This is a genomic window from Stenotrophomonas maltophilia group sp. Smal12 (assembly GCF_037079935.1).
Lineage (GTDB): Bacteria > Pseudomonadota > Gammaproteobacteria > Xanthomonadales > Xanthomonadaceae > Stenotrophomonas > Stenotrophomonas sepilia.
Window position 1 is genome coordinate 97,016 of the sequence record NZ_JBAWUK010000002.1, and the last position, 21,117, is coordinate 118,132.

Sequence of the window (21,117 nt, forward strand, 5' to 3'; positions counted from 1 at the left end):
CCATGCGCATTGGCATCAAACTGATGCTGGTCGTTGCGGCAGCCCTTGTGGCTGCCGCACCGGCGCACGCACAGCGACAGAGCCTGGCTGACCGTGTCGGCGCGCTCGAGCAGCAGATGTACAACAACAGTGCCAACCAGGACCTGTTGAACCAGATCAATCAGCTGCGGCAGCAGGTCACCAGCCTGCAGGCCTCGATCGAGCAGTTGCAGCATGACAACGCCCAGCTCAAGCAGTCCGCCCAGGATCAGTACCTGGATCTGGACAGCCGCCTGAACCGGTTGGAAGGGGGCAACGCCGCCCCGGCCCTGCCGCCCGTTCCGGCGAGCGCGCCGAAGGCCGCACCGGCCCCGGCAAAACCCGCAGCGGCGGCCACTTCCGAGCGGCCGCCTTCGGTCCATGGTGATGCTGGCAGCCTTGCCGCCACCGGCGATGAGCGCACCTCCTACAACGTTGCCTTCGATGCGTTGAAGGCCGGCAGGTACGACGATTCGGCGCAGCTGTTCCTGAGCTTCCTGGAGTTGTACCCGAACGGCGTGTACGCGCCGAACGCGCTGTACTGGCTGGGCGAGAGCTACTACGCCACCCGCAATTTCCCGATGGCCGAGACCCAGTTCCGAGAGCTGCTCTCGCGCTATCCGACCCACGACAAGGCCGCGGGCGGCCTGCTCAAGATCGGCCTCTCGCAGTACGGCGAGGGAAAGGTCGACCAGGCCCAGCAGACGCTGGAGACCGTCGTGGCGCAGTACCCCGGTTCGGACGCCGCGCGCACCGCGCAGGACCGCCTGCAGTCCATCCGCCTGGGCAGGCAGATCCGCTGATCCGCTGAGCGGGCGTACAATAGGTGCCCTGTAGAGCCGAGCCCACGCTCGGCTGCTTTCGTTTCCGGACCAGCAAACCCGTCCGGTTGCTGTTGTAGAGCCGAGCCATGCTCGGCTGTTTTCGTTACCGGCCACGGTAGCCCACCCGCCACGTGTCCCACCAAGAAGTACCCGCCATGACCGCCGTTACCCCGTCAAACGCCGTCGCCACCCCCAGCGACATCGTGCAGTCGCCGCTGCCGCGCCTGAAGATCACCGAGATCTTCACCTCGCTGCAAGGCGAGGCCGATACCGCCGGCTGGCCGACCGTGTTCGTGCGCCTGACCGGCTGCCCGCTGCGCTGCCAGTACTGCGACACCGCCTATGCCTTCCACGGCGGCACCTGGTGGGACATCGACGACATCGTGGCCGAGGTGCTGGCCCAGGGCGTCCGCCACGTCTGCGTGACCGGCGGCGAGCCGCTGGCGCAGAAGCGCTGCCTGGTGCTGCTGCAGAAGCTGTGCGATGCGGGCATGGATGTCTCGCTGGAAACCTCCGGCGCGCTGGATGTCAGTGCAGTGGACCCGCGCGTGTCGCGCGTGGTCGACATCAAGACGCCGGGCTCGGCCGAAGCCGTCCGCAATCGCCTGGAAAACCTGCCGCTGCTGACCGTCCGCGACCAGATCAAGTTCGTCATCTGCAACCGCGAGGACTACGACTGGGCCAAGGCCATGGTCGCCGAGCACGGCCTGGTGGAGCGTTGCACCGTGTTCTTCTCGCCGAGCAAGGGCGAGATCAGCGCGCGGCAGTTGGCCGACTGGATCGTCGAAGACCGGCTGCCGGTGCGCTTCCAGATGCAGTTGCATAAAATCCTGTGGAACGACGAGCCGGGCCGATGAGCCGGCGCAGCGTTCCCTGATGTAGCTCCGGCGCGGGACAGCGTGCTGGCTTTCCCCTCCCAACCGGAAGATTTCCCATGAAGAAGGCAGTCGTGCTTCTCTCCGGCGGCATGGATTCAGCCGCCGTCATCGCCATGGCCCAGGAACAGGGCTTTGCCGTGCATGCCCTGAGCGTGCGCTACGGCCAGCGCCACACCTCCGAACTGGATGCCGCCGCCCGCGTGGCCAAGGCCCAGGGCGTGGTCGCGCACAAGACCGTGGACGTGGACCTGCGCAGCATCGGTGGCTCGGCGCTGACCGATGACATCGACGTACCGGAGGCGGGCGGTGCCGGCATTCCGGTCACCTACGTGCCGGCGCGCAATACCATCATGCTGTCGCTGGCCCTGGGCTGGGCCGAAGTGCTCGGTGCCAATGACATCTTCTGCGGCGTCAACGCCGTCGACTACTCCGGCTACCCGGACTGCCGCCCCGAGTTCGTGGCCGCGTTCCAGGCGCTGGCCAACCTCGCCACCAAGTCGGGTGTGGAGGGCGCGGGCATCAAGGTGCACGCACCGCTGCAGTTCCTCAGCAAGGGCCAGATCGTCAGCGAAGGCGTGCGCCTGGGCGTGGACTTCGGCCTGACCGTGTCCTGCTACAACGCCGACGCCAACGGCGCTGCCTGTGGCCACTGCGACGCCTGCCGCCTGCGCGCGCAGGGTTTCGCCGAAGCCGGCGTGCCCGACCCCACGCGGTACGCCTGACCGCGCCTGGTAGAGCCGGCCGCTGGCCGGCTTCCCCGGTGGGGCAATCACTCCCTCGGTGGTGCCAACCGTTGGTCCGCACTCCTTGACCTAGCGGGCCTGCAACCATCCCGATGCCTCGATGAAGGCCCGCACCGCAGCCGGATCGGCATAGTCCAACTCGATCATCTGCGCGACAGCAGTCCTCTCGTCGGTCTGCCGGCGCATGTACTCCTGCGCAATGCGGTAGCCGGCGTAGTAGCCCAGGTCACTCACCCCGAACGGATTGCGCGCGCTGTTGTACAGCCAGTTGTCCAGGTTGTCCCCGTGCATCTCCGCACGGAAGCGCGCGCGGATTTCCGCTTCGTGCGCTGGCCCATAGGTGTACAGCGGCAACGCCGGGCGGCGCCCGCTGATGCGCTCTGCCACGTATTCGGCCACGCCTTCGCGTACCGCGTACTGGGCCAGGCTGCCGGTGGTCTCGCGCTGCTGGGTATGCACGTATTCGTGCAGGTTGTTCTGCGCGTTGTTCGCACCGGGGCGGCTGTCGTAGAAGATCCGCAGGCGGCTGCGCATCGGCTCGGGCAGCTCGCTCACGTCCACGCGCTCATCGCCGAGCGCCATCTCCGCGCCGATCAATACCTTGTTGCCCAGCGTGGTGCCGCCTGTGCGCAGCACGCCCACTGCATAGGTGATGGTGGCTGGACGCAGTGCCGGGTAGAGCGCCCGGAACGCAGTCAGGTCGCGCTCCAGCGTGGCGCTGGCGAGCTGTGCGTTGGCGGTGAGCGGCCGCACCGACGTCCAGAAGCGCGGCCACGCCCACATGGCCTCGGCGTATTCGCGGGCAGTGTAGTGGCGCACCTGCATCAGCGCATGCAAGCCGGGGCTGCCCGGATCGATGTAGCGCTGCTGGACCAGCGCCACCCGGCGTTCGCCATCGGGCTCGGCGCGCACCGCATCATAGGTGGCCCAGAAGCGGGCGATGTCGTCAGTGACGACCTGGGATGGGGCGGCCAGGGCTGCGCAGGGCAGCAGGGCGGCAAGCAGGCTGGCGATCAGACGCATCCATGGCTCGGGGAAAGGATCACAGATGGGATGCGACAATGGCCCGAAAGGTTTAAGCCGCTGGTAGTGCCGGCCGCTGGCCGGCAACCTCGACACACCGGGGTTTCACGCGACCGGCCAAAGTAGGGTAGAATGCCCACCCCGCCGAAAGGCTGGGGCAGTGCAATGGGCCGTTAGCTCAGTCGGTAGAGCAGAAGACTTTTAATCTTTTGGTCGAAGGTTCGAATCCTTCACGGCCCACCATATGCACCAAGGGTTTCAGCCCTTACCCCCCGCTCCGCAAAATATCGGCCGCTCCGCAATTCACTTCGTCGGACTGGTCAGCGCACCGCGGCGCTTCCGCACATAGATTTCGGTTGTGGTCACCGACTTGTGGCCCAGCTGCTGCTGCGCCTGGCGAATGTCGCCGGCCGAGTCTGCCTTGTCCGTGCCTGCCTTTGCGCGCAGGTCGCGGAACTGGAATTCCTTCTTCGGGATGCCGGCGCGCTCGCGGGCCTTATCGAAACGGTAACGCAGAGCGTCCTTGCCGATCGGCAGCCAGTCCTCGCCCAGCAGCAGACGCGTGCTGATAGGTGCGTCATCCGGGCGCTTCACTGACAGCAGGCGATCTATCAGCACCTTCAGCTCACCGGTGATCGCGATGCGTACCGGCGTCTTGGTCTTACCCTGGCGCAGCACCAGCGTCCCGTCCTTGATGTTGCGGCGGTCCAGCTCGCGCATGTCGGTCGGCCGCTGGCCGGTGAGGTAGGCAAGGTCCATCGCATCTTTCAGCACCTGGTCGGCGGCGTCGTACACCCGCTGCAGAATGTCGTCCTCCACGTACACGTCGCGGCCGTCTTCCCGGAATCGGTTCACGCCGGCGCATGGGTTCGGTAGGTCTGTGTAGCCCTTCTGCCGGCACCAGTTCCACAGGTGGGAGAGCAGCGACTTCTCACGGTTTGCAGCCACCGGCGCACTGCGGCGCCACTGCAGGTAGTTGAAAACGTGCGTCGGGCGGATCGCGTCGAGCGGACCCGGCGGGTCGTCGAAGAACTGGATCAGCGAATCGAGCTCGCGGTTGTTGTTCCGCTGCGTACCCTCGGACTTCGTCGGGATCACCTCGACGCGGTAGCGCTCGGCGGCCTGCCGGAACGTCAGCTTCGCGTCGGTAGGGATCACTGCCGCGCGCTCGAACTCGGCCCATTTCTGGATGGCCAGGCCGTAGTCGCTGCCCAGCGCAGTTTCCTTGCGCGGCTTGCCGCCGTGGTCGTAGTAGTAGTGCACCACGCCGGATTTCTGCTTGCGCTTGCGGAACCGGGGGATCGCCCCCGGCTTTGTCGGCTTCCTTCCCATCATGCGGCCTTGTTCGGTTTCCAATCGCTCGCCGGCGGCGTCTTCGGCTCCGGCTTGCCCTCGATCGCGGACCACAGCACCACCGGCCACCCGTGGGCGTCCAGATAGTGCCGGATCCCGTTGTTGCGCAGAAACTCGGCCTGGCCCTTCCGCCGCGGTGTGCGGCAAAGCGCCTTGATATCGTCACGGGACAGGTAGGGGCTGTCGGCCATGTTGTCCTCCTTCAGTTCGTGGCCAGCGCAGCGCGCAGCTGCTCGGTGGCCTGGGTTGCTGCATCGCGCAGGCGCAGAACCTCTGCGCGAAGGCGGATCACTTCATCGGCCGCGACCACCAGCTGCTCGCGCAGCACGTCCTTGGCCGGCTGCTTCATGCGGCGCGGTTCGCGGGGGAAAAGCTGGTCGGGCATGGTTCAAGCTCCAATGCGGGATGCGGCAGCGCTGCTGCAGCTGCAGGCGAGATCCACAGGGATTCGATGCGGGGCTGGTTGGACTGGGCACGCGCGTGCACGTCGACCCGGCGCCAGCCCACCAGCGCCTCGTCGTAGAGCGGATGCCGGTACCCACTGAGCAGCACCATGCCTCGAAGCTGCAGCAGCTGGTCCAACAGGGCGACATGCTCGGCGTCTTCCAGCTCATGCGTGTAGACCTTCCGGTGGTCGCCGGCGCGGGTCTTCAGCACATAGGGTGGGTCGACGTAGAACAGGGTTTCCGGCGAATCGAACTGCGCGATGACGTCGATCGCGGGCTGCTGGTCGATCAGCACGTCGCGTAGGCGATCGACATAGGCGGGGATGTGCTGCGGCCAGCCGCGCCACATGCTGGTGGGCGTGTGGTGGGTGGGGCCTGCACGCCAACCGTTCCGGGCCAAGCGCTTTTTGGCGCCGATCGCCTGGGCGGTGCGGATCACCATGCGGCGCGCGGCTTCGACAGGCTCTGGGTGGTCCTCCCACGCCTGCACGAACTCCGCGCGGGAATAGGGCGTCATGATCAGCGACAGCCGCAGCTGCTCGGCCTTCGTTGGATCCCGCAGCACGCGGAAGAAGTCGACCACGTGCTGGTCGAGGTCGTTGTAAACCTCGATCGCGGATGGCCGCTTCCGCAGCAGCACCGACATTGCGCCGCCGAACGGCTCGACGTAACAGTGGTGCTGCGGCATGTGGCCAATGATCCAGTCGGCCAGACGCCACTTGCCGCCGTGGTACCGGAGCGCGGGGCGTGTGATCATGCTGCGACCCTCCGCAAGCACCAGCGGAGCCCGGCACGCGCGGCGCGGCATGCGCGGCTGATCGCCCACAGGGTGGCGATGCCGGCCGCAAACCCGGCCAGGGCGAACACGTGGACCATTGCAGCGGTGAGCAGCAGGTCAGCCATGGGCGTCAGGCTCCTGTGGCAGCGCTGGCATGGCGATCTCGGCGTGCCGTTTGAAGATGCGCATCTGCAGCGCAATGCATTCGGCTGCCATGTCCAGAGACTCGACGCCGATATGCTCGGGCACATGCAGCACCACCTCGCCACCCTCGGGGATCGAGCAGCGCATGGTGCGGTAGACGACACGGACGCGGCTCATTTGCCCACCCCCTTGCCGTCGATCAGGTCCAGCAATTCATTCAGAGTTTCCCTTTCCAGTCCGTAGGGTGATGACAAGCCGAGTGCCGTCATCACTGCCGGACGGAAGCGTTCCAGGTCCACGGCTGGCGCGGGAGGGGCGGCGAGATAGTCGCGGGCCTGAGCGAGCAGTTTCCCCGGCGGTCGGCCCACGTCCGCGCACTGCACGAATTCTTCGATGATGCTGCGTGCCACCGGCTCCCCCACCGGCTGGCGGGCGGCGAGTGCGGCACGCATCTTTGCCTGCACCTCCTTTGCGAGGCGCTGCCCAACTTCGTGGCCTTCCAGCGAAGCGCGTCCAAACAGGGCCGGCAGGTCACATGCCACTTCATCCAGCGCATCCCCCTGACCACCCGGGGAGGGCTGGGCGGAGAGGGCGGCGCGTGCGTAGTCCCGCATCTGCTCGGCGGTGTAGTAGTAATCGCAGGCCTCGGCCAGATCCTTTTCGCCACGGATCATGCAGCGAACGGCATCAACCTCGGGCGGCAGTGGCGGCAGGGCATCCTTCAGCCTCACCATCCCACCGGGCTTCACGTCCGCCAGGGTCTTGTCGTTGGTCTTCATGCAACCTCCTGCAGTGGGGAGGCCTGTTCGGCCTCGATCAGGGCATAGCCGATGGCTTCGACGCGTTCGCGCAGCTGGCGGCGTGCGATCAGCAGCTGCAGCGCGATGTGCCGACGGTGGTCGTTGAGCTGGAACGTCCGCGTCTCGATGTGCAGCTTTCCGGCCAGGTCGCGGCGGAACAGGCGGTAGGTGAGGACGTGGCCGCCCAGCACCTTGTCGATGGACCGGCCCCAGGCGAAGCCCTCGGTGCGCTTCGGCAGCCGGCGGTCGTAGCGGTGGTGGGTCATCAGTAGGTGTCCCGTGCGTTGTCCAGGGCGGTCTGCACATCCGCCGACAGCTGCTGGTCGGCCACGCTTGCGAACAGAACGTCGTAGTTCCAGGTCGTATCGCGGAACACGCGGCCGTCGTCGAAGTCACGCAGGCAATCCAGCACGTCGTTGGCAATGGCCTTGTCCTCGTCGGTTTCGACGGAGAACCGGTCGAGCGCATGGCGCACACGGTAGGGGCCTTCGCTCCAATCGCCGCGCGTCTGTCGCATCGCCACGGCCAAGTCGAGGCGCTTATCACGGCCGCGCAAGGCTTCCAGGACGTCCTCCCATGACGCATCGATGGGGAGGTCGTACCTGAGCAGCATCGCGGCCAGAGCCATATCCGCCTTGCGCTGCTCGATCAGCCGGTTGTGCTCCCTTTCCTTGTGGCGATCAGCCTGCTCCTTCTGCTTCGCCGCTTCCGCTTCGAACCGGCGGTAGTCGGCCAGCAAACGCTCGTAGGTTGCTTGCGCATGGTCCCACCCGTCGCTCGTCTTCACCTCCCGGCGCAGGTCGGTCAGGTAGCCGGCGTCATGCGTGATCGACTTCGGGTAACGGGATCGTGAGCGCAAATCGCGTTCGCTGAAGCGCGACGGCATTCCGATCTCGGCCATCAGCGCTGTTACCCGTTCGATGATTTCCTGGTTGGCCGCCATCGCGGGTAGGTTCGCTTCATGGGTTGCCTTGTCCTCCGCGTAGGCCTGTTCCAACTTCTGCAGGGCAATGGCAGCTGTACGGGTCGGGCAGGCGCTGCCGTAGCTGGTCGACGGCGCGTAATACTTGGGGTCCGTCTTACAGCTGGTCACCTTGTTGCACGGGGCAATCTGCTGGATCTTCATGCGTGGCTCCGAAGCGGCACGCGGCGCACTGGCCCGTGCCACAGGTTGGTGAGGTTGTTGAGGCGGACCTGCAGCGGATCGCGGCGCAGGGGGCGCAGCGGGTCGTGCAGGCGGCGCTCGGTGTTCCGGCAGGGCGCGCATGCGGCGGTGGCCTTGCCGTTGATCAGGGGGAAGAACCGCAGCGGCAGCCGGGCAGCGCACTTCGTGCAGGTCTTCATGGCAGGCGGGCCTTCATCAGGTTGGCCCAGGTGAGCGGGTAGGGGCCGCGCTTGATCCGGTCGTAGGCCGTGCTGCGCGAGACGTCCAGAATCTCGGCCACCTGCCTGGTGGTGTAGCGCTTGCCCTCGATCACCTGCGCGAACAGCTGGGCGCGGGCGAGGCCGGCACGGCGCAGGCATTTGGCGTGGCTGGGGTAGATCGTCACGTCCATCAGGCGGCCTCCTGGTGGTGATCGCCAGCGCGCAGGCTCTGCTCGAACCCGGCCACCATCTGCCGGAACGGTTCCAGGTCGGCCCGCAGCTTGGCGATGAACGCCTCGTCGCGGTCGAAGCGGCGCCACCACAGCTGCTTGCCCACGGCGGCCAGCGCCGGACAGTACAGGCCGATGTGCCACCACTCGCGGTCGGTCAGCCACATGCAACCCTGCGCCTGCTCGAACACCTCGCTCGCATCGTTGTCGATGTGGAAGGCGCGCAGCTTCTCGGGGTTGATGAAGCACTTGTATTCGCTGCCGCCGTCTTCGCCGATGAAGCCGTCGGCCGAGCAGCCGTAGTCGCCGCAGTCGCTCAGGACGAACCCAGCGCGTTTCACCAGCAGGCCGGACTGCACCTCATGCTCGGCGCGGGCTTCCGGTTCCAGCTCATGGCCGCGGCGCATGGCGAACGTCTCGAAGCCTTCGTCCAGCGGCTCGCCGCTGATTCGCTCGATCGCCAGCCGGAAGGCGTAGTTCTTCGACGCCTCGCTGAAGTCGCCGATGGGCTCGCCGGCGATGGCCTTCTCGATGATGGCCGAGCGCGGCACGGCCTTGTACCCGGCGCGCTCCATGGCCGTCTTCTCGGCCAGGCCGGACAGCACCGCATCCACGTAGGTGCGCTGCTGGTCGGTCAGCTCGCCTACCCGCGAGCGCGCGGTGGCGAACATGCTGGCGGTGATGATGCCGGCGCGAGCGCGGTGCCACGCCTCGCTGCCCTGGTCGCACCCGATGACGATCACAGCGGCACCTCTTCATCGGCTGCGGTCTGCCCGGGGCCTTCCTCGACCACGGTGGCGCTGGCGCGTTCAGCGATTCCCTTCAGCGTTTCGTGGCCGGCGCTGCCGATCAGCTGGCGCTGCTCCTTGGTCAGGCGGCCCCAGGCGCCCTCGTATTCCTCCATGCCGCAGTCAGCGAAATCCTTCAGGCTTGCATACAGCGCCTTCCGTTCCGGGGTATCTTCCGGCTCCGGCGGCAGCTGTCGGGTGACGGCACCTGCGGTGGAGGGGCGGCGATCAGCGCGCACCGTCTCGCCGTCAATGATGTCCTTGCCTTCCATTTCCTCGGCGGTGGGCTGGGAGCCGACCGCTTCCGGGAACGCCTTGCGCAGCGCCTGGGCCTCTGCGCACTTCGCCAGCTGCCCGAAGGCGCGCTTTTCCCACATGGCGTTCGGGCTGCCATCGCTCTTGGAAGCGTAGTTCTCCAGCCAGTATTCCTTGGCGGAGAACTCCACCACCTGGTTGCCGAGCAGCTTGCGGACCGTTACGCGACACCATTCCGGGTAGTGCAGCTGAATAGCTTTCTGCGTCTTCTGCCTGCGCCCATTGGGGCCATCCGACCACACGTCGCGCACCGACTCCATGGTGCAGGTTGGTCCGAACTCGGGTTCACTGCAGCCGGCGTACTGACCCGTGCGGGAGGCGTTGATGCGGTACAGGCCAATGCCGGGCATAACCACGTCGCGCATGCCGTTGACGGGGGTGCCGTCGGGGTTCTCGCCGATCTTCACCTTCATGGGCACGATGTGCACCGGCTTGGTCATCGGGTCGAGCCCGGCCGCCTGGCAGTAGCTCAGCACCATGTCGATGGACGCATCACTGGCGCCCGGGTACAGGCTCGACTTCAACGCGCCGCGGATGGCTTCGGCCTGCTCGCTGGTCATCAGGGCGCCGGCAGCGGCGCGGGTGGTCATCTGGTTCATGGGGTGCCTCAGTAGCGGATGGCCACGGCCGGGACCTTGCCCTGCACGATGGCGGTAATGACGGTGGCGGCATCGTCTTCGCTGATGCCCTGTGCGATCAGTGCGGCCATGGCGGCGCGGTTGATCGAACGGCGGTGTTCGACGTCGGCGGCGCGTGCCTCATCCTCCCGGCGCTGCGCATCGGCCTTGGCCTGGCGCTCGCGCTCGGCCCGGTTGGCTTCTTCCTGGGCGCGGCGCTCAGCGGCAGCGACGGCCTCGGCCTTTTCGCGCTCGGCCTTCTCGGCGGCATCCTTGGCACGCTGCTCGGCTTCGGCTGCCTCACGGGCTGCGCGCTCGGTGGCTTCGCGGGCCTCACGTTCGGCTCGCTCCACGGCAGCAGCTGCCTCGCGCTTCGCGTTCTCTGCGGCCTCAGCCTGCAGGCGGGCCTCGCGCTCGACGCGCTCACGCTCGGCCTGCTCTGCGGCAGCGCGCTGGCGCTCGGCTTCTTCAGCAGCGCGCACGGCTTCCTCGCGCGCGCGGATCTCTTCTTCCTTCCGGGCGATCTCGGCCAGGCGTGCTGCTTCGGCCTCAGCACGGGCGCGTTCCTCAGCCTCTACGCGTTCGCGTTCGATGCGGGCCTGCTCTTCCTCCCAGTCGGTCAGCGGCTTGCGCACTTCGTCGCGCAGCGCGTCTAGGGTGTCGCGTGCCTTCTTGCGGGCCGAGTCGATGTCGCCGGTCTGCTTCTTCAGGTCGGCCACCAGCGCCTTGCCGGCGTCATCGATGGCGATCTTGGAGCGCGACACCTTGTAGGCGATCGAGGCGATCTCCTTGCGACCGGCTACCGTCTTGACGTTCGGTACCAGGGTGGAGGCCTCGGCGCGGATGCGGGCCAGCAGGTCGTCCAGTCCGCCGCCGGTGAAGACCTCGACGGCGTTGACGGATTCGATCGGGATCAAGGCTTCGGACATGGCAATTCCTTTTTTTCGACATGAAATGAGGTGCCGGCTTTGTGGAAGGCCTGGCCGGCGCAGGCACCCGCAGGCGGCGGGCGGGGGAATTCGTTACGCGGCCAGGTCGGCCTGCTGCGGGGCGGCGCTCGGCGGCGTGAGGGTCAGGCGCACCTGACCGCGGCGCCATGCAGAGATCAGCTCGGCGTCTTCGTCCTCGTCCAGCAGCACCGAGACGGTGAAGCCCATGGCCACGCTGCCGCCTTCGAGAGGCTTCCAGGTGATTTTTTTCACCTTGGCGTCGGCGAAGAACACCGGCTCGATGTGGTCCATCAGGGAGCCGATCGACAGCTCGTAGCCTTCGAACTTGCCGGTGATGTCCTGCTCGCCCAGCAGCGGCAGGTTCAGCGCTACCAGGTCGGTGCTGCCTTCCATCGGCAGGTTCTGCTGCTGGCCCTTGTCGGCCTTCTTCCAGAACGCCGGCAGGATGGCCGGGTCGATGGTGTTGAGGATCGTGTTCGGAGCGTTCAGCGAGAACTTCAGGTCAGCAGCGGCCGCGTCTTCGTCGCCGTGCTTTTCCTTCCGCAGGTTCAGATGCGAGAACACCGCATCGTGTTGATCGAGTTGGAACATCGGTGGTGCCTCTCGTAGGAGCCGGCCGCGCCGGCGGGAAGTCAGGACCAGGCCAGCGGCCAGCACATCGCCCAGCCAAGGCCGAGGACGATGGCGATGCAGCCCAGGAAGGCGAGGAATTCGGCTGCGTTGCGGCAGCCAATGCGCGCGAGCAGGCGACGCCGACGGACAGGGACGCGCACCGGCCGCACCAGGTGCACGAACAGCACGCCCACGTGGTCGAGCTGTGCAGCCCACAGCGTGGCCATCCAAGCCCACCGGTGAACGGTCACCAGCTGCTCGGTGCGGGTGACGGGACAGACGGAGAAGACGCCGTAACGGTCAGCGCGCATCATCGGATTCCTCCACGCACAGGCCGTCCACTGCCTCGCGGTTGTGATCGGTGTCGGTGGGTTCGCAGGCCGCCAGAGCGGCGTCCAAGCGATCACCGGTGACGATCACGTCGACCAAGTCGCTGGAATCGCGGTAGGCACGGGCAGCGGCGCGGACGTTGGCAAAGGCCATGCGCACGGCGTCGATCTGTGCGGCGGCGTCGGCCAAGCCCCGTTCCTCGCGCAGGTAGTGCGCACAGTTGTCGAGGGCGGCATCCACGCCGATGGCCAGCAGCCCGGCGCTCACGACAGCACCGCCTGCAGCAGTACGGTGGCCAGCACGCCCAGGCAGAACGCCAGGGCATTGGCGACGACGGTGGCCACCACGTGGTGCCGATGCTCGCGTTCGGCGGCGGTCATGCGGCGTCCTCCAGGTGCCCGGCCTCGAAATCCTTCATCGAGGCGTCCACGCGGCGGGACATGTCGCGGACCAGGTCGGCCAGCTCGCGGAAGTGGGGCAACAGGTGGGCCGGAACCTCCTGCGTCAGGAGGTGGGTCATCACGTGCCGAGCCTGGCTCAGCTTCTCGACCAGCGGGGCGATGTCGCCCTCGCGCTCCAGCTCCGCCGCCACGTGGTCGCACGCGAACTGGAAGGCCTCATCGTTCGGTTCGGCCGGTGCGCGGCCGTCATGGCTGCGCTGGGCAGCGCGGGCCAGGTCGTTTGCGGTGCGGACTGCCATGGGTGACCCCGTCATATGGCCCGGGTGGGCCGACGGCTGGCAATGTACCTTCGGGTAAACTTCTTTGCAATACCCGCAGGTAAACTTTTTTCGGACGGGCACAAAAAAGCCCCACCGAAGCGGGGCTGAGCTGTGCTGGGGCGCGGGCTACAGCGACCAGTAGTTCACAAGCTGGAGCTTCCGGAGGGCCGCGTGGTGGATCATGCATTCCAGCCGCTCGGAGGTGGCTCCAGTGCCTATGACCGCCGCAGCTTTGGTATCGCAGTCTTGTTTCCTGAACGTGGTCCAGGCAGCCTGCGCATCGTCCATCCGCCTAGCAATCTCTGGCCGAGCGCTGTCCTTCGCGAGCTTCAGCTCGGCGCCGACCAGCGCATCCTGTCGGACAAGCTCCTGTTTCATGCAGTCGCTGGTCTCAACCTGCGACGAGGTGCTCGCGATGCAGGCCCTGAACTCCGCAGTGAGCTGCTCGACCTGCTGTGCACCCGCTGCCGGAGCTGCACAGGCCATTCCGACAACGACAATCCACTTGATCCTGTTCATGCCTCTCCTTAGTTGAACCGGTCGATTCGATTCCGTAGGTAGACCTTGCCCCCGATGACCGTGCTGCTGGGCATCGCAAAGGCCGGGTAGAGCGCTGCGTTCGCGCTCACGATGTAGATAGCATCCCCACGGTCCTGTAGCCCCTTGACCTGCTGGCCATTGCCCGTGTTAATCAGGTAGATCCCGTCGCCGTCAAACGTCTGCACTCCTGAATCGACCAGCAGGGTCTCGCCTGGCTGGATGATCGGAATCATTGAATCCCCGCGCCCCGTGACCAGCACCAGCCGACCAGGGGTTGGCAAAAATCCCACCACCGAACGGATGTACGTGGGGGTGAAGTCCATGGCTCGGATCACTTCCGGGTAGTCCTCGTTCACCGCCTCGCCTCCCATACCTGCCTCCGCGTCCAGTTGCTGAACGCGAACATATGGGATGTCAGTCGCAGATCCGTAGACCGGAACTGATTCAGCAACACGGTTGGGAGCCTCTTCCTTGCCGGAAAAATAGCCGGGAATGCGCAGCGCTTCCTCGATCTTCTCGATGGAATCTTCGCCAATGCCTTTGGCGCCGGGCTTGCCCGTTGGGTAGAGCATCCGCGTCACGTAGGAGGGGGTGATCCCCACCGCGTTGGCGAATCGGGCGGCAACGCCCTCGAACTTGTCATCGATCAGGGCCCGCAGAAGCTGGCGGCGGCGGTCGGATTTGGTCATGAAGAAAGACTGTCAGGAAATTACCCGCAAGTAACTGACCTCCGGGTATTGATTTATGGATACCTGTAGGTAAACTCGCGGGTCATGGACACCCTACGCGCTTACCTCACGACACTCTCGACCGCAGACCAGGCCGATTACGCCCTGCGTTGCGGGACCTCCATCGGCTATCTGCGCAAGGCGATCAGCAAGGGGCAGCGGTTCGACGGCGGGCTGGTTCGCCAGCTCCATGTGCAGAGCCAAGGTGCTGTATCCCTGACGGAGCTGCGGCCGGACATCTGGCCGGCGGACGAGCAGACCCCGGAAACCGGGGCTGCCGCCTGAGATGTGTGCCGGCCGCGCTACTGCAGAGGCGCAAGCACGCGCTGCACTGATGCGAGCAACTGCCTCGCCTCGGCCGGCGAACCGTTCTTGGTCACACGGCGAAGTTCCACCAGCAGCCCCGGCTGCGCGGGGGCTCCGATGAACTGCCGCTCGATGTCTGCCACCTGTTGCTGCAGCTCTTGGCGTTCCCGCCGGTTGCGCTCTGCGGCGCGGGTCGATTGGGCTTTTCGCATTGGTAACTCCTGTGTGGGTTCGGTGGGTGTTGCAGGCCGACCGTACACAGGCTGCCGAACGCATCAACGGACGCCACCCGAGGCGACAGGGAAGGGGATCACCACCCCCGGAACCTTCCGGCGCCGCTTCTTCGCTACCTGGCCGACCGGCCGCACGTCGACCCGCTCGCCGACCCGCTTCAGCACGAACCACTTCCCACCCATTCGCATGAGCGTCAGGACGTTGGCTCCGGCCAGCTGATTCGTTTTTGCCACAAGGCTGCACTCCGATTGGGGATGCGGCCATTTTCAGAACCAGCCAGGGGAACGCAGGGGAAAACGTCTTCCCCCGCATTCCCACCCACGGGATAACTGCATGAAAAGTCAGCAAATTACCTATGAAGATGGGTTGACCCGCAACCCGACACTCCGGGATCACATGGCGGCGATGGTCCACCGCGGCGCCGGCCTGACGGCTGTGGCCGGGCAGCTCGATATGGCCCCTTCGAAGCTGAGCGAGAAGCTGGCCGGCTGCGACAGCGGTGGCAAGCCAAGGGGTCTGTCCATCGACGACCTGGAACGCTACATCCAAATAACCAAGGACGTCTCGCCGGTCCACTACCTGATCGAGCGCTACCTGATAACTCCCGAGGCAGCGACGGCAGAGGCGCTGGCCGAACTGCACCAGCACCTTTCTGCCCTGAGCGGGACGCTCGCCAAGCTGGGGATCAAGTGGCCATGAACGCTACCGAAAAGGCCATGCTGGCCGTTCGATCTCTTTGGTTCATAGCTGGCTGCCTGCAGCTGCTAGGCGGTGCCCGATGAATCAGTCTTCCGTGCGCTCTTTGTTCCGCAGCAGGTCGATTGCAAGCGCGACGGGATCCTCTGGCAAGCCCAGCGCGTGCCAGAACACCGGCTGGCCTTCGTCGTTGACGCCTCCTTGGGTGGCCAGGAGGACCCAGCCCTCGCGCAGCATCCTGTTGACGTCTTCCTGTCGGTCGGTGTGGCCGACCTGCGAAATGTTCCTCAAATCCATGGCTGCTCCTTCAGTGGATGGGGTGGTGCAGGGGGGAGTATCCCATGCGTGAGTATGGACAGATCCAGTGCGCGTTCTGGCAGAGCCAAGATGCCCAGGAGTGGACCGACGCCGGCAAGCTGCTGGCCGCCTACCTGATGACCGGCCCTCACTCGAACGGGCTGGGCTGCTACCGCTGCCCGGATGGCTATGTGATGGCTGACCTCGGGTGGTCTCTGGAAAGGGTTTCGGAAGGGTTTGCCGAACTGTCTCGAAACGGTTTCGCATACCGTTTCGAAGGGGTTGTTTTTCTGCCCGGATTCCTGCGCTGGAACAAGGTCGCCAACGGCAACGTGGCGGCGGCGCGCATGGCGGAGTTCGAGGCGCTCCCGAAGGGTGAGGCCAAGGCCCGTGTGGCCGGTGCAATCCTGAAGTACGTCAAGCACTTGGGTAACGACTACCGAACCGTTCTCCAAACCGTTGCAGAAACGGTTTCTGAAACGGTTCCCCCAACGGTTACCCAAACAGAACCCAACCCAACCCAACCCAGAGAGAACCCAAACCAAACCACTTGCGCTGCGCCGGTCGAGCCGGCTCCGGCTGGTGACCTCCTGCCAGCAGCGCCTGTTTCCCCGGTCGCCGTCAGCTTCCTGCTGAACGACGGCAAGGACTTCGAAATCACCGAGGCCCAGGTCCGTGAGTTCGCCGAGCTGTACCCGGCAATCGACGTGATGCAGACCCTGCGGGCGATCAAGGCCTGGACGATCTCCAACCCGAAGAACCGGAAAACCCGCAGCGGTGCCATGCGGTTCGTGAATTCCTGGCTGAGCCGTGCGCAGAACCAGGCGCCGACCCGGCCGGGTACAGCGCCAGCGCAGCAGAAGGGCGCACTGCCGAGGCTCAGCGCATGACGACCCTCGAAGACAACCACCGCTCCGCCATTCACCAGGTCGAGCGCCAAGTGCTGCACACCGCCATGTGCCGCCCGTCCAGCATCGCCGACATGCCGCTGCAGTCGTGCCACTTCGGCAGCGAGGCACACGGCCAGCTTTGGGAGCTGATCCGCAGCATGGACTCCGGCGGCAAGCCCGTCGACGCGGTGACGATCTCCGACGTGGCGGACCGGATGGGTAGCGCGCGCCTGAGCGAGTTGGCGCTGCTGATCGGTGCCGACCGCGACCTGTACCCCAGCAGCCAGCCGGCCTATCAGTCCTCGATCTTGTTGGCAGCTTGGCGCGACCGTGAGGCCCTGGCGATCGCACGGGAGCTGCAGGAAGGCGCGCAGGCTCGGCAGGAGGACGCGGTGGACGCCGCGATCCAGCGGCTGATGACCCTGCACACCGCCGACCGCAGCTACGAGCACACCTCGCAGTCGGCACTCGATGCGGCTGTGGCTCAGGCCATGGAAGCTCAACGCAACGGCGGGAAGCTGATCGGCGTCTCCACCGGCATCTTCGACTTGGACGAGGCGCTGGGCGGCTTCCACGACAGCGACCTCATCATCGTGGGTGCGCGGCCGGCGATGGGTAAGACGGGCTTCCTGCTTGGCGCCACTGCCGCTGGCGCCAAGGGCGGGCCGGTGGGCCTGATCTCGGGCGAGCAGCCTGCCGACCAGGTGGGCCTGCGCTGGCTGGCTGCTGGGTCGGGTGTCAACGTCGGTCGCCTGCGTGCTGGCAAGTTCCGCCACGACGACGTCGGCTCGCTGCTGCACGCCGCCGAGCAGTACGGCGCGCTGCCGGTGCGCATCCACGACCGGCCATCGCCGGACATCACCGAGGTGGTGCGCGAGGCCCGCCGGTGGAAGCACCAGCTGGGCATCCGCGCGCTCTACGTGGACTACCTGCAGCGCATCGAGATCGCATCGATGTCGCGCGCGCCGAAGCACCAGCAGGTGGGCAGCATCACCCGTAGCCTGAAGAACCTCGCGCGCGATCTGCGGATCCCGGTGGTGGCGCTGGCCCAGGTGAACCGCGAGGCCGATGGAGAGCGGCCGCAGATGAAGCATCTGGCCGACAGCTCGGAGATCGAGAAGGAAGCCGACCAGATCATGATGCTGTGGCGCGACCTGTCCAACCCGCAGGCCGAGCGCACCGCGGCAGAAATCAACGTGGTGAAGAACCGGCACGGCAACATCGGCGTGGTTCCGGTGACTTGGCACGGTGGGTCGACGTCCTACGTCAACCGCAGCGCTGCCGACGAGCTGGGGGAAGTCGCATGAGCCTCACCGCTGCAGCGAAGAAGATCAGCCACGCCAGGCTGCTGGAAGTCATTCGTTACGAGCCTGAGACAGGCGCGTTCATTTGGAAAATCGCGACATCGCGAAAGACCCGCGTGGGTAGTGTCATGGCGACCCGCTCAAAGGCGTCGCGTGGTGGGGTTTATCTGCAAGGTCGAATTGATGGCCGGATCTACCGACTGCATCGACTGGCTTGGTTCTACATGACCGGCTCATGGCCGGCCAATGAGATCGACCACATCAATGGAGACTCAACGGACAACCGTTGGACGAACCTCCGGGACGTGCCGCGAGCAGTGAATCAGCAGAACGTTCGATCAGCCAAGCGCAACTCGAAGACAGGCCTGCTGGGAGTAATCCCCGCCAGGGGCGGGAAGTTCCGCGCTGCCATTCGAGTCGGCCAGCAGTTCCATCACCTCGGGCACTTCGACACAGCCGAGGAGGCGCATGCGGCTTACGTCTGCGCGAAGCGTCGCCTGCATGAGGGGAGCACTGTATGAAACAGACGGAAGCAGCGCGGAAGGTGAAGGCCAAGCGTGCGCGCCGGCCGATCTACCTGGTGGTGGTGAAGCTGGTCGACCCGGCCACCGGCGAGGTGGTCGGCGCCCTGGTTCCGGCCCATGAGGTCGACCAGCGCCTGCTGCGCGAGCGCAAGTTTCGCGTGGGCCGCGAGATCCGCGGCGAACTGAAGCAGCCGCGCGAGGAATGGCAGCACAGGCTGATCCACAAGATCGGGCACCTGATGGTCGACAACGTCGAAGGCTGGGAGCAGTTGGGCGCGCACGACGCAGTGAAGCGCCTGCAGCTGGACGCCGGTGTCTGCTGCGAAACGGTGGAAATGGACGCCACGCCGGTCATCTCCGCAGTGCTGGACGCCTGCGAGACGCTGCTTGGGGCAGGCGCCCGCAAGGTGCTGGCCGGCGTGCTGCCGGAGATCCGCACCATCCCGGTCAAGCGCGCCGAGAGCCTGTCATTCGACGAGATGGAACAGGCCCGGTTCCAGGAGCTGTTCGATGGCCTGACCGAGTACATCGGCCGTCGCTACACCCACGTGATGCTCGACGACGTGCGCGCCGAGTTTTGGAACATGGCCGGATCGAACAGGAGGGTGGCGTGATTCTAGCGGCGATGCAGCAATTCCTGGATCCGCTTGGCAAGACGCTGCCCTGCGTCAAGCGCGCGATCGATCTTCTTTGCAATTTCGTACGGATCTTCGCCGTCGAACCACCGGCCAAGAGCGTTGTTCTGGGTGGCTTCGACGCATGCATTCGCGTCTTCCAGAGTGAGAACGAACTGAACGAGATCGTCGGCCAGGTCGGGGAATTCATGCCCCACAAGCAAGGCGTCCTTCACTTCTTTGAGGACCTTTGTGTTTTCTCTGGCGGTATCGAGAATGCTCGGCACGCGGTCGGCTGTATGAAGCTCGCAGATTACGTCGAACATCTCCAGCAGTTGGTTGTGAATAAGGTCAAGCGAGCCAGCAAATGCACACTTGGCTCTGGCAATCTCCCTCGCTCGACGAGCCTGCTGGTCGCGCCAGTACAACGTGGTTGGCACTCCTGCGGCCACCAGAACGGACAATATTCCTCCGATGGCTTGGACCCAGTCCGCTGCGCTGTCCTGACTGGGGCGAGGATCTGGTCCATGACCGCCACTGGTCAGTGCCCACGTCACCACGACGCCGGCGACGAACGTCAAAACTGCGACAACGGCCCAATCTCGGTCGGTTCTTCCTTGCTTCATTTCTTTCCCCCTGTGTTGGAGCGGATTCTACCGCCCGGGGTGGCCGCGTGAGGACCAAGAATTCCAAGGCCTTCAGCCCGGCCGAGAAGCGACACGTGGACGCGGTGAAGCTGCTGCCCTGCAGCGTCTGCAGCCGGCCTGGGCCGAGCGACGCCCACCACATCAGTCAGGGCCAGCACTTCACGACCGTGGCCCTGTGCAAGGACTGCCATCAGGGCAGTTTCAACGGCATCCACGGGCAACGCCGCATGTGGCTCGTCATGAAGATGGACGAGCTGGCCGCCCTGAACGTCACCCTTTCCCGGCTGCAGCTGAAGGAGGCCGCACGATGATCCACCTCACCCTCCCGTATCCGATCAGCTCGAACCGTTACTGGCGTGCTGTGACCATCAGGGGGCATGCCGTCATGGTTCCGACCAAGGAGGCGAAGGCCTACAAGGCCGAGGTTGCTTGGCTGGCCAAGGCTGCAGGGATTGGCCAGCCGCATGCTGGCCGGATTGCGCTGACCATCCGCCTGTACCCCAACCTGCCGCAGGACTGGGCGAAGCGCGCGCGCAAGGATCCGCACACCTGGGACGACACGGTGCAGTGCATCGACCTGGGCAACTGCGAGAAGGTGCTGTCCGATGCCCTCAACGGCGTGGCCTGGGTTGACGACAAGAAGCACCGCCGCATCCTGCTCGAACGCATGGAGCCGGATGCCAAGGGCGCACGCGTCGAGCTGGTCATCGAGCATCTCGCCGCCGCGCCGTCCCTGTTTGGGGAGGCCGCAGCGTGACCACCGCCGAGGCACGCACGCGGAAGCGATACAACGCCTACCTGCGCCGGCATGGCGTGTGTTCGGTCTGCACCATGCGCGAGCGCGGCAGTACCCCGGCGCATTGCCAGCGCCGGCCGGACCGGCAGGGCGGCTGCGACACCGACGGCCTGCTGCCGGTGTTCCGATTCGACGAGAACGTGCTGAAGGGGATGCGCGATGCAGATTGACCTGATGAGCGATTACATCCGGCGACGCATGGAGCATTGGGGCGAGGAATTCGCGCTGCACAAGGACTGCGAATACCTCGGCCACGCGTCGAAGAACCTGCTGGCTGTGCTGATGGAACACCACGAAATGCCGGGCAGGGCGACAGGCTACAAGCCACTGGAGATCAACCAGGAGGCGCAGCAGATCGAGGACGCGGTGTTCGAGATCAGCCGGCATGCCCCGGCCATTGGCTGGGTTCTGCGTGCCTACTACTGCGGACAGGGCCGGCGGAAGGTGGAGCGCTGGCACACCGCCAACACTCTGCTGGAGATCTCTGGTCTGCCGAAGGTCAGCCAGGCCAGCTACGTGGACATGGCCAGGCGCGGAACCGAGAGGGTGCATGGGATGCTGCTGGCTGTCGCGTCGGCCGCCTGAATACGTCTTGGCAATTCACTC

General features: G+C 65.7%; 37 protein-coding genes and 1 tRNA gene. 14 read left to right on the forward strand and 24 right to left on the reverse strand.

Translation table 11 applies throughout. The features are described 5' to 3' along the window. Positions 1 to 2: 2 nt before the first annotated feature. From ybgF to queC, 3 genes are all read left to right on the forward strand, one after another. A complete protein-coding gene (gene ybgF, locus WDC87_RS01640) occupies positions 3 to 821 on the forward strand; it encodes a tol-pal system protein YbgF (RefSeq protein ID WP_053499377.1) in 819 nt (272 codons plus the stop codon). A gap of 176 nt (positions 822 to 997) precedes the next feature. After that, positions 998 to 1,699 carry a 7-carboxy-7-deazaguanine synthase QueE gene (queE, locus tag WDC87_RS01645; RefSeq protein WP_072167671.1) on the forward strand — a complete coding sequence of 234 codons (702 nt, stop codon included), beginning with the start codon at positions 998 to 1,000 and terminating at the stop codon, positions 1,697 to 1,699. Positions 1,700 to 1,776: 77 nt separating this feature from the next. Beyond that, positions 1,777 to 2,442, forward strand: coding sequence for a 7-cyano-7-deazaguanine synthase QueC (queC, locus tag WDC87_RS01650; protein WP_061480332.1), 666 nt, complete (start codon positions 1,777 to 1,779; stop codon positions 2,440 to 2,442). A 90-nt stretch (positions 2,443 to 2,532) separates the two neighbouring features. On the opposite strand, the gene WDC87_RS01655 is transcribed toward queC, so the two are convergent. Next, entirely contained in the window at positions 2,533 to 3,486 is a 954-nt protein-coding gene (locus WDC87_RS01655) for a DUF2268 domain-containing putative Zn-dependent protease (RefSeq protein ID WP_252744913.1), read from the reverse strand. Between the two features lie 167 nt (positions 3,487 to 3,653). On the opposite strand from WDC87_RS01655, the gene WDC87_RS01660 reads away from it, so the two are divergent. Next, positions 3,654 to 3,729 (forward strand) — tRNA-Lys (locus tag WDC87_RS01660). Between the two features lie 60 nt (positions 3,730 to 3,789). Here the strand turns inward: WDC87_RS01660 and WDC87_RS01665 are convergent. The 20 genes from WDC87_RS01665 to WDC87_RS01760 all read right to left on the reverse strand — a co-directional run bounded on the left by WDC87_RS01665 (position 3,790) and on the right by WDC87_RS01760 (position 14,164). After that, the gene (locus WDC87_RS01665; protein ID WP_242876590.1) at positions 3,790 to 4,818 is read right to left on the reverse strand and encodes a tyrosine-type recombinase/integrase; all 1,029 of its coding nucleotides are present in this window, start codon (positions 4,816 to 4,818) and stop codon (positions 3,790 to 3,792) included. Continuing rightward, positions 4,818 to 5,030 (reverse strand): DUF4224 domain-containing protein, encoded by a 213-nt coding sequence (locus WDC87_RS01670; protein WP_252744912.1) that lies wholly within the window; start codon positions 5,028 to 5,030, stop codon positions 4,818 to 4,820. Before WDC87_RS01670 ends, WDC87_RS01665 begins: the two co-directional genes overlap by 1 nt. Positions 5,031 to 5,041: 11 nt before the next feature. Beyond that, the gene (locus WDC87_RS01675) at positions 5,042 to 5,224 is read right to left on the reverse strand and encodes a hypothetical protein (protein WP_252744911.1); all 183 of its coding nucleotides are present in this window, start codon (positions 5,222 to 5,224) and stop codon (positions 5,042 to 5,044) included. After that, positions 5,185 to 6,093, reverse strand: a complete 909-nt coding sequence (locus tag WDC87_RS01680; RefSeq protein ID WP_336331271.1) for a DNA adenine methylase — start codon at positions 6,091 to 6,093, stop codon at positions 5,185 to 5,187. Before WDC87_RS01680 ends, WDC87_RS01675 begins: the two co-directional genes overlap by 40 nt. After that, positions 6,039 to 6,188, reverse strand: a complete 150-nt coding sequence (locus WDC87_RS01685) for a hypothetical protein (protein WP_252744909.1) — start codon at positions 6,186 to 6,188, stop codon at positions 6,039 to 6,041. Before WDC87_RS01685 ends, WDC87_RS01680 begins: the two co-directional genes overlap by 55 nt. Then, positions 6,181 to 6,384, reverse strand: a complete 204-nt coding sequence (locus WDC87_RS01690; RefSeq protein ID WP_252744908.1) for a hypothetical protein — start codon at positions 6,382 to 6,384, stop codon at positions 6,181 to 6,183. The genes WDC87_RS01685 and WDC87_RS01690 overlap by 8 nt, the downstream gene beginning before the upstream one ends. Further along, on the reverse strand, positions 6,381 to 6,986 hold the full coding sequence (locus tag WDC87_RS01695; RefSeq protein ID WP_252744907.1) for a hypothetical protein: 606 nt from the start codon (positions 6,984 to 6,986) through the stop codon (positions 6,381 to 6,383). The genes WDC87_RS01690 and WDC87_RS01695 overlap by 4 nt, the downstream gene beginning before the upstream one ends. Continuing rightward, entirely contained in the window at positions 6,983 to 7,273 is a 291-nt protein-coding gene (locus WDC87_RS01700) for a hypothetical protein (RefSeq protein ID WP_087786643.1), read from the reverse strand. Before WDC87_RS01700 ends, WDC87_RS01695 begins: the two co-directional genes overlap by 4 nt. Continuing rightward, the gene (locus tag WDC87_RS01705) at positions 7,273 to 8,133 is read right to left on the reverse strand and encodes a hypothetical protein (RefSeq protein WP_252744906.1); all 861 of its coding nucleotides are present in this window, start codon (positions 8,131 to 8,133) and stop codon (positions 7,273 to 7,275) included. The genes WDC87_RS01700 and WDC87_RS01705 overlap by 1 nt, the downstream gene beginning before the upstream one ends. After that, positions 8,130 to 8,351, reverse strand: coding sequence for a hypothetical protein (locus WDC87_RS01710; RefSeq protein WP_032962321.1), 222 nt, complete (start codon positions 8,349 to 8,351; stop codon positions 8,130 to 8,132). The genes WDC87_RS01705 and WDC87_RS01710 overlap by 4 nt, the downstream gene beginning before the upstream one ends. Further along, complete coding sequence (locus WDC87_RS01715) at positions 8,348 to 8,563, reverse strand: helix-turn-helix domain-containing protein (protein ID WP_087786640.1); 216 nt, start codon at positions 8,561 to 8,563, stop codon at positions 8,348 to 8,350. The genes WDC87_RS01710 and WDC87_RS01715 overlap by 4 nt, the downstream gene beginning before the upstream one ends. Next, positions 8,563 to 9,345: a lambda exonuclease family protein gene (locus WDC87_RS01720; RefSeq protein ID WP_252744905.1), complete on the reverse strand. Its 783-nt coding sequence runs from the start codon at positions 9,343 to 9,345 to the stop codon at positions 8,563 to 8,565. The genes WDC87_RS01715 and WDC87_RS01720 overlap by 1 nt, the downstream gene beginning before the upstream one ends. After that, positions 9,342 to 10,304 (reverse strand): phage recombination protein Bet, encoded by a 963-nt coding sequence (gene bet / locus WDC87_RS01725; RefSeq protein WP_220075467.1) that lies wholly within the window; start codon positions 10,302 to 10,304, stop codon positions 9,342 to 9,344. Before bet ends, WDC87_RS01720 begins: the two co-directional genes overlap by 4 nt. Positions 10,305 to 10,312: 8 nt before the next feature. Further along, on the reverse strand, positions 10,313 to 11,251 hold the full coding sequence (locus tag WDC87_RS01730) for a hypothetical protein (RefSeq protein WP_252744904.1): 939 nt from the start codon (positions 11,249 to 11,251) through the stop codon (positions 10,313 to 10,315). Between the two features lie 93 nt (positions 11,252 to 11,344). Further along, positions 11,345 to 11,863, reverse strand: a complete 519-nt coding sequence (locus WDC87_RS01735; RefSeq protein WP_252744903.1) for a hypothetical protein — start codon at positions 11,861 to 11,863, stop codon at positions 11,345 to 11,347. Between the two features lie 41 nt (positions 11,864 to 11,904). Then, a complete protein-coding gene (locus WDC87_RS01740; protein ID WP_252744902.1) occupies positions 11,905 to 12,195 on the reverse strand; it encodes a hypothetical protein in 291 nt (96 codons plus the stop codon). Continuing rightward, positions 12,185 to 12,481, reverse strand: a complete 297-nt coding sequence (locus tag WDC87_RS01745; protein WP_252744901.1) for a hypothetical protein — start codon at positions 12,479 to 12,481, stop codon at positions 12,185 to 12,187. The genes WDC87_RS01740 and WDC87_RS01745 overlap by 11 nt, the downstream gene beginning before the upstream one ends. A gap of 109 nt (positions 12,482 to 12,590) precedes the next feature. Continuing rightward, entirely contained in the window at positions 12,591 to 12,914 is a 324-nt protein-coding gene (locus WDC87_RS01750) for a hypothetical protein (RefSeq protein WP_252744900.1), read from the reverse strand. 147 nt (positions 12,915 to 13,061) lie between these two features. Continuing rightward, positions 13,062 to 13,454, reverse strand: a complete 393-nt coding sequence (locus tag WDC87_RS01755; RefSeq protein WP_252744899.1) for a lysozyme inhibitor LprI family protein — start codon at positions 13,452 to 13,454, stop codon at positions 13,062 to 13,064. A gap of 8 nt (positions 13,455 to 13,462) precedes the next feature. Continuing rightward, positions 13,463 to 14,164 (reverse strand): S24 family peptidase, encoded by a 702-nt coding sequence (locus tag WDC87_RS01760; protein ID WP_252744898.1) that lies wholly within the window; start codon positions 14,162 to 14,164, stop codon positions 13,463 to 13,465. 84 nt (positions 14,165 to 14,248) lie between these two features. Between WDC87_RS01760 and WDC87_RS01765 the strand changes: the two genes are divergently transcribed. Continuing rightward, entirely contained in the window at positions 14,249 to 14,488 is a 240-nt protein-coding gene (locus WDC87_RS01765; protein WP_164078658.1) for a helix-turn-helix domain-containing protein, read from the forward strand. A 17-nt stretch (positions 14,489 to 14,505) separates the two neighbouring features. On the opposite strand, the gene WDC87_RS01770 is transcribed toward WDC87_RS01765, so the two are convergent. Further along, positions 14,506 to 14,721, reverse strand: a complete 216-nt coding sequence (locus tag WDC87_RS01770) for a hypothetical protein (protein ID WP_252744897.1) — start codon at positions 14,719 to 14,721, stop codon at positions 14,506 to 14,508. A gap of 355 nt (positions 14,722 to 15,076) precedes the next feature. On the opposite strand from WDC87_RS01770, the gene WDC87_RS01775 reads away from it, so the two are divergent. Further along, positions 15,077 to 15,442, forward strand: a complete 366-nt coding sequence (locus tag WDC87_RS01775; RefSeq protein ID WP_252744896.1) for a hypothetical protein — start codon at positions 15,077 to 15,079, stop codon at positions 15,440 to 15,442. Between the two features lie 84 nt (positions 15,443 to 15,526). Here the strand turns inward: WDC87_RS01775 and WDC87_RS01780 are convergent, their stop codons facing one another. Next, positions 15,527 to 15,736, reverse strand: a complete 210-nt coding sequence (locus WDC87_RS01780) for a hypothetical protein (protein ID WP_301655156.1) — start codon at positions 15,734 to 15,736, stop codon at positions 15,527 to 15,529. Positions 15,737 to 15,780: 44 nt separating this feature from the next. Between WDC87_RS01780 and WDC87_RS01785 the strand changes: the two genes are divergently transcribed. Genes WDC87_RS01785 through WDC87_RS01800 form a run of 4 tightly spaced genes read left to right on the forward strand, consistent with a single transcriptional unit; the run spans position 15,781 to position 19,068 of the window. After that, positions 15,781 to 16,626, forward strand: coding sequence for a hypothetical protein (locus WDC87_RS01785; RefSeq protein WP_301655155.1), 846 nt, complete (start codon positions 15,781 to 15,783; stop codon positions 16,624 to 16,626). After that, on the forward strand, positions 16,623 to 17,933 hold the full coding sequence (locus tag WDC87_RS01790; protein WP_252745517.1) for a DnaB-like helicase C-terminal domain-containing protein: 1,311 nt from the start codon (positions 16,623 to 16,625) through the stop codon (positions 17,931 to 17,933). Before WDC87_RS01785 ends, WDC87_RS01790 begins: the two co-directional genes overlap by 4 nt. Further along, positions 17,930 to 18,451: an HNH endonuclease signature motif containing protein gene (locus WDC87_RS01795; RefSeq protein WP_252745516.1), complete on the forward strand. Its 522-nt coding sequence runs from the start codon at positions 17,930 to 17,932 to the stop codon at positions 18,449 to 18,451. Before WDC87_RS01790 ends, WDC87_RS01795 begins: the two co-directional genes overlap by 4 nt. Further along, complete coding sequence (locus WDC87_RS01800; protein WP_252745515.1) at positions 18,448 to 19,068, forward strand: hypothetical protein; 621 nt, start codon at positions 18,448 to 18,450, stop codon at positions 19,066 to 19,068. Before WDC87_RS01795 ends, WDC87_RS01800 begins: the two co-directional genes overlap by 4 nt. A 2-nt stretch (positions 19,069 to 19,070) precedes the next feature. Here the strand turns inward: WDC87_RS01800 and WDC87_RS01805 are convergent, their stop codons facing one another. Then, on the reverse strand, positions 19,071 to 19,694 hold the full coding sequence (locus tag WDC87_RS01805; RefSeq protein ID WP_152904830.1) for a hypothetical protein: 624 nt from the start codon (positions 19,692 to 19,694) through the stop codon (positions 19,071 to 19,073). A 47-nt stretch (positions 19,695 to 19,741) separates the two neighbouring features. Between WDC87_RS01805 and WDC87_RS01810 the strand changes: the two genes are divergently transcribed. From WDC87_RS01810 to WDC87_RS01825, 4 genes are read left to right on the forward strand one after another with little or no spacing between them, the layout of a single operon-like run. Then, a complete protein-coding gene (locus WDC87_RS01810) occupies positions 19,742 to 20,026 on the forward strand; it encodes a hypothetical protein (protein WP_049438766.1) in 285 nt (94 codons plus the stop codon). Further along, positions 20,023 to 20,472, forward strand: a complete 450-nt coding sequence (locus WDC87_RS01815; protein WP_049438767.1) for a RusA family crossover junction endodeoxyribonuclease — start codon at positions 20,023 to 20,025, stop codon at positions 20,470 to 20,472. Before WDC87_RS01810 ends, WDC87_RS01815 begins: the two co-directional genes overlap by 4 nt. Further along, positions 20,469 to 20,681 carry a hypothetical protein gene (locus WDC87_RS01820; protein ID WP_180884081.1) on the forward strand — a complete coding sequence of 71 codons (213 nt, stop codon included), beginning with the start codon at positions 20,469 to 20,471 and terminating at the stop codon, positions 20,679 to 20,681. The genes WDC87_RS01815 and WDC87_RS01820 overlap by 4 nt, the downstream gene beginning before the upstream one ends. 4 nt (positions 20,682 to 20,685) lie before the next feature. Then, positions 20,686 to 21,096 (forward strand): hypothetical protein, encoded by a 411-nt coding sequence (locus tag WDC87_RS01825; protein WP_239668838.1) that lies wholly within the window; start codon positions 20,686 to 20,688, stop codon positions 21,094 to 21,096. Positions 21,097 to 21,117: the final 21 nt, after the last annotated feature.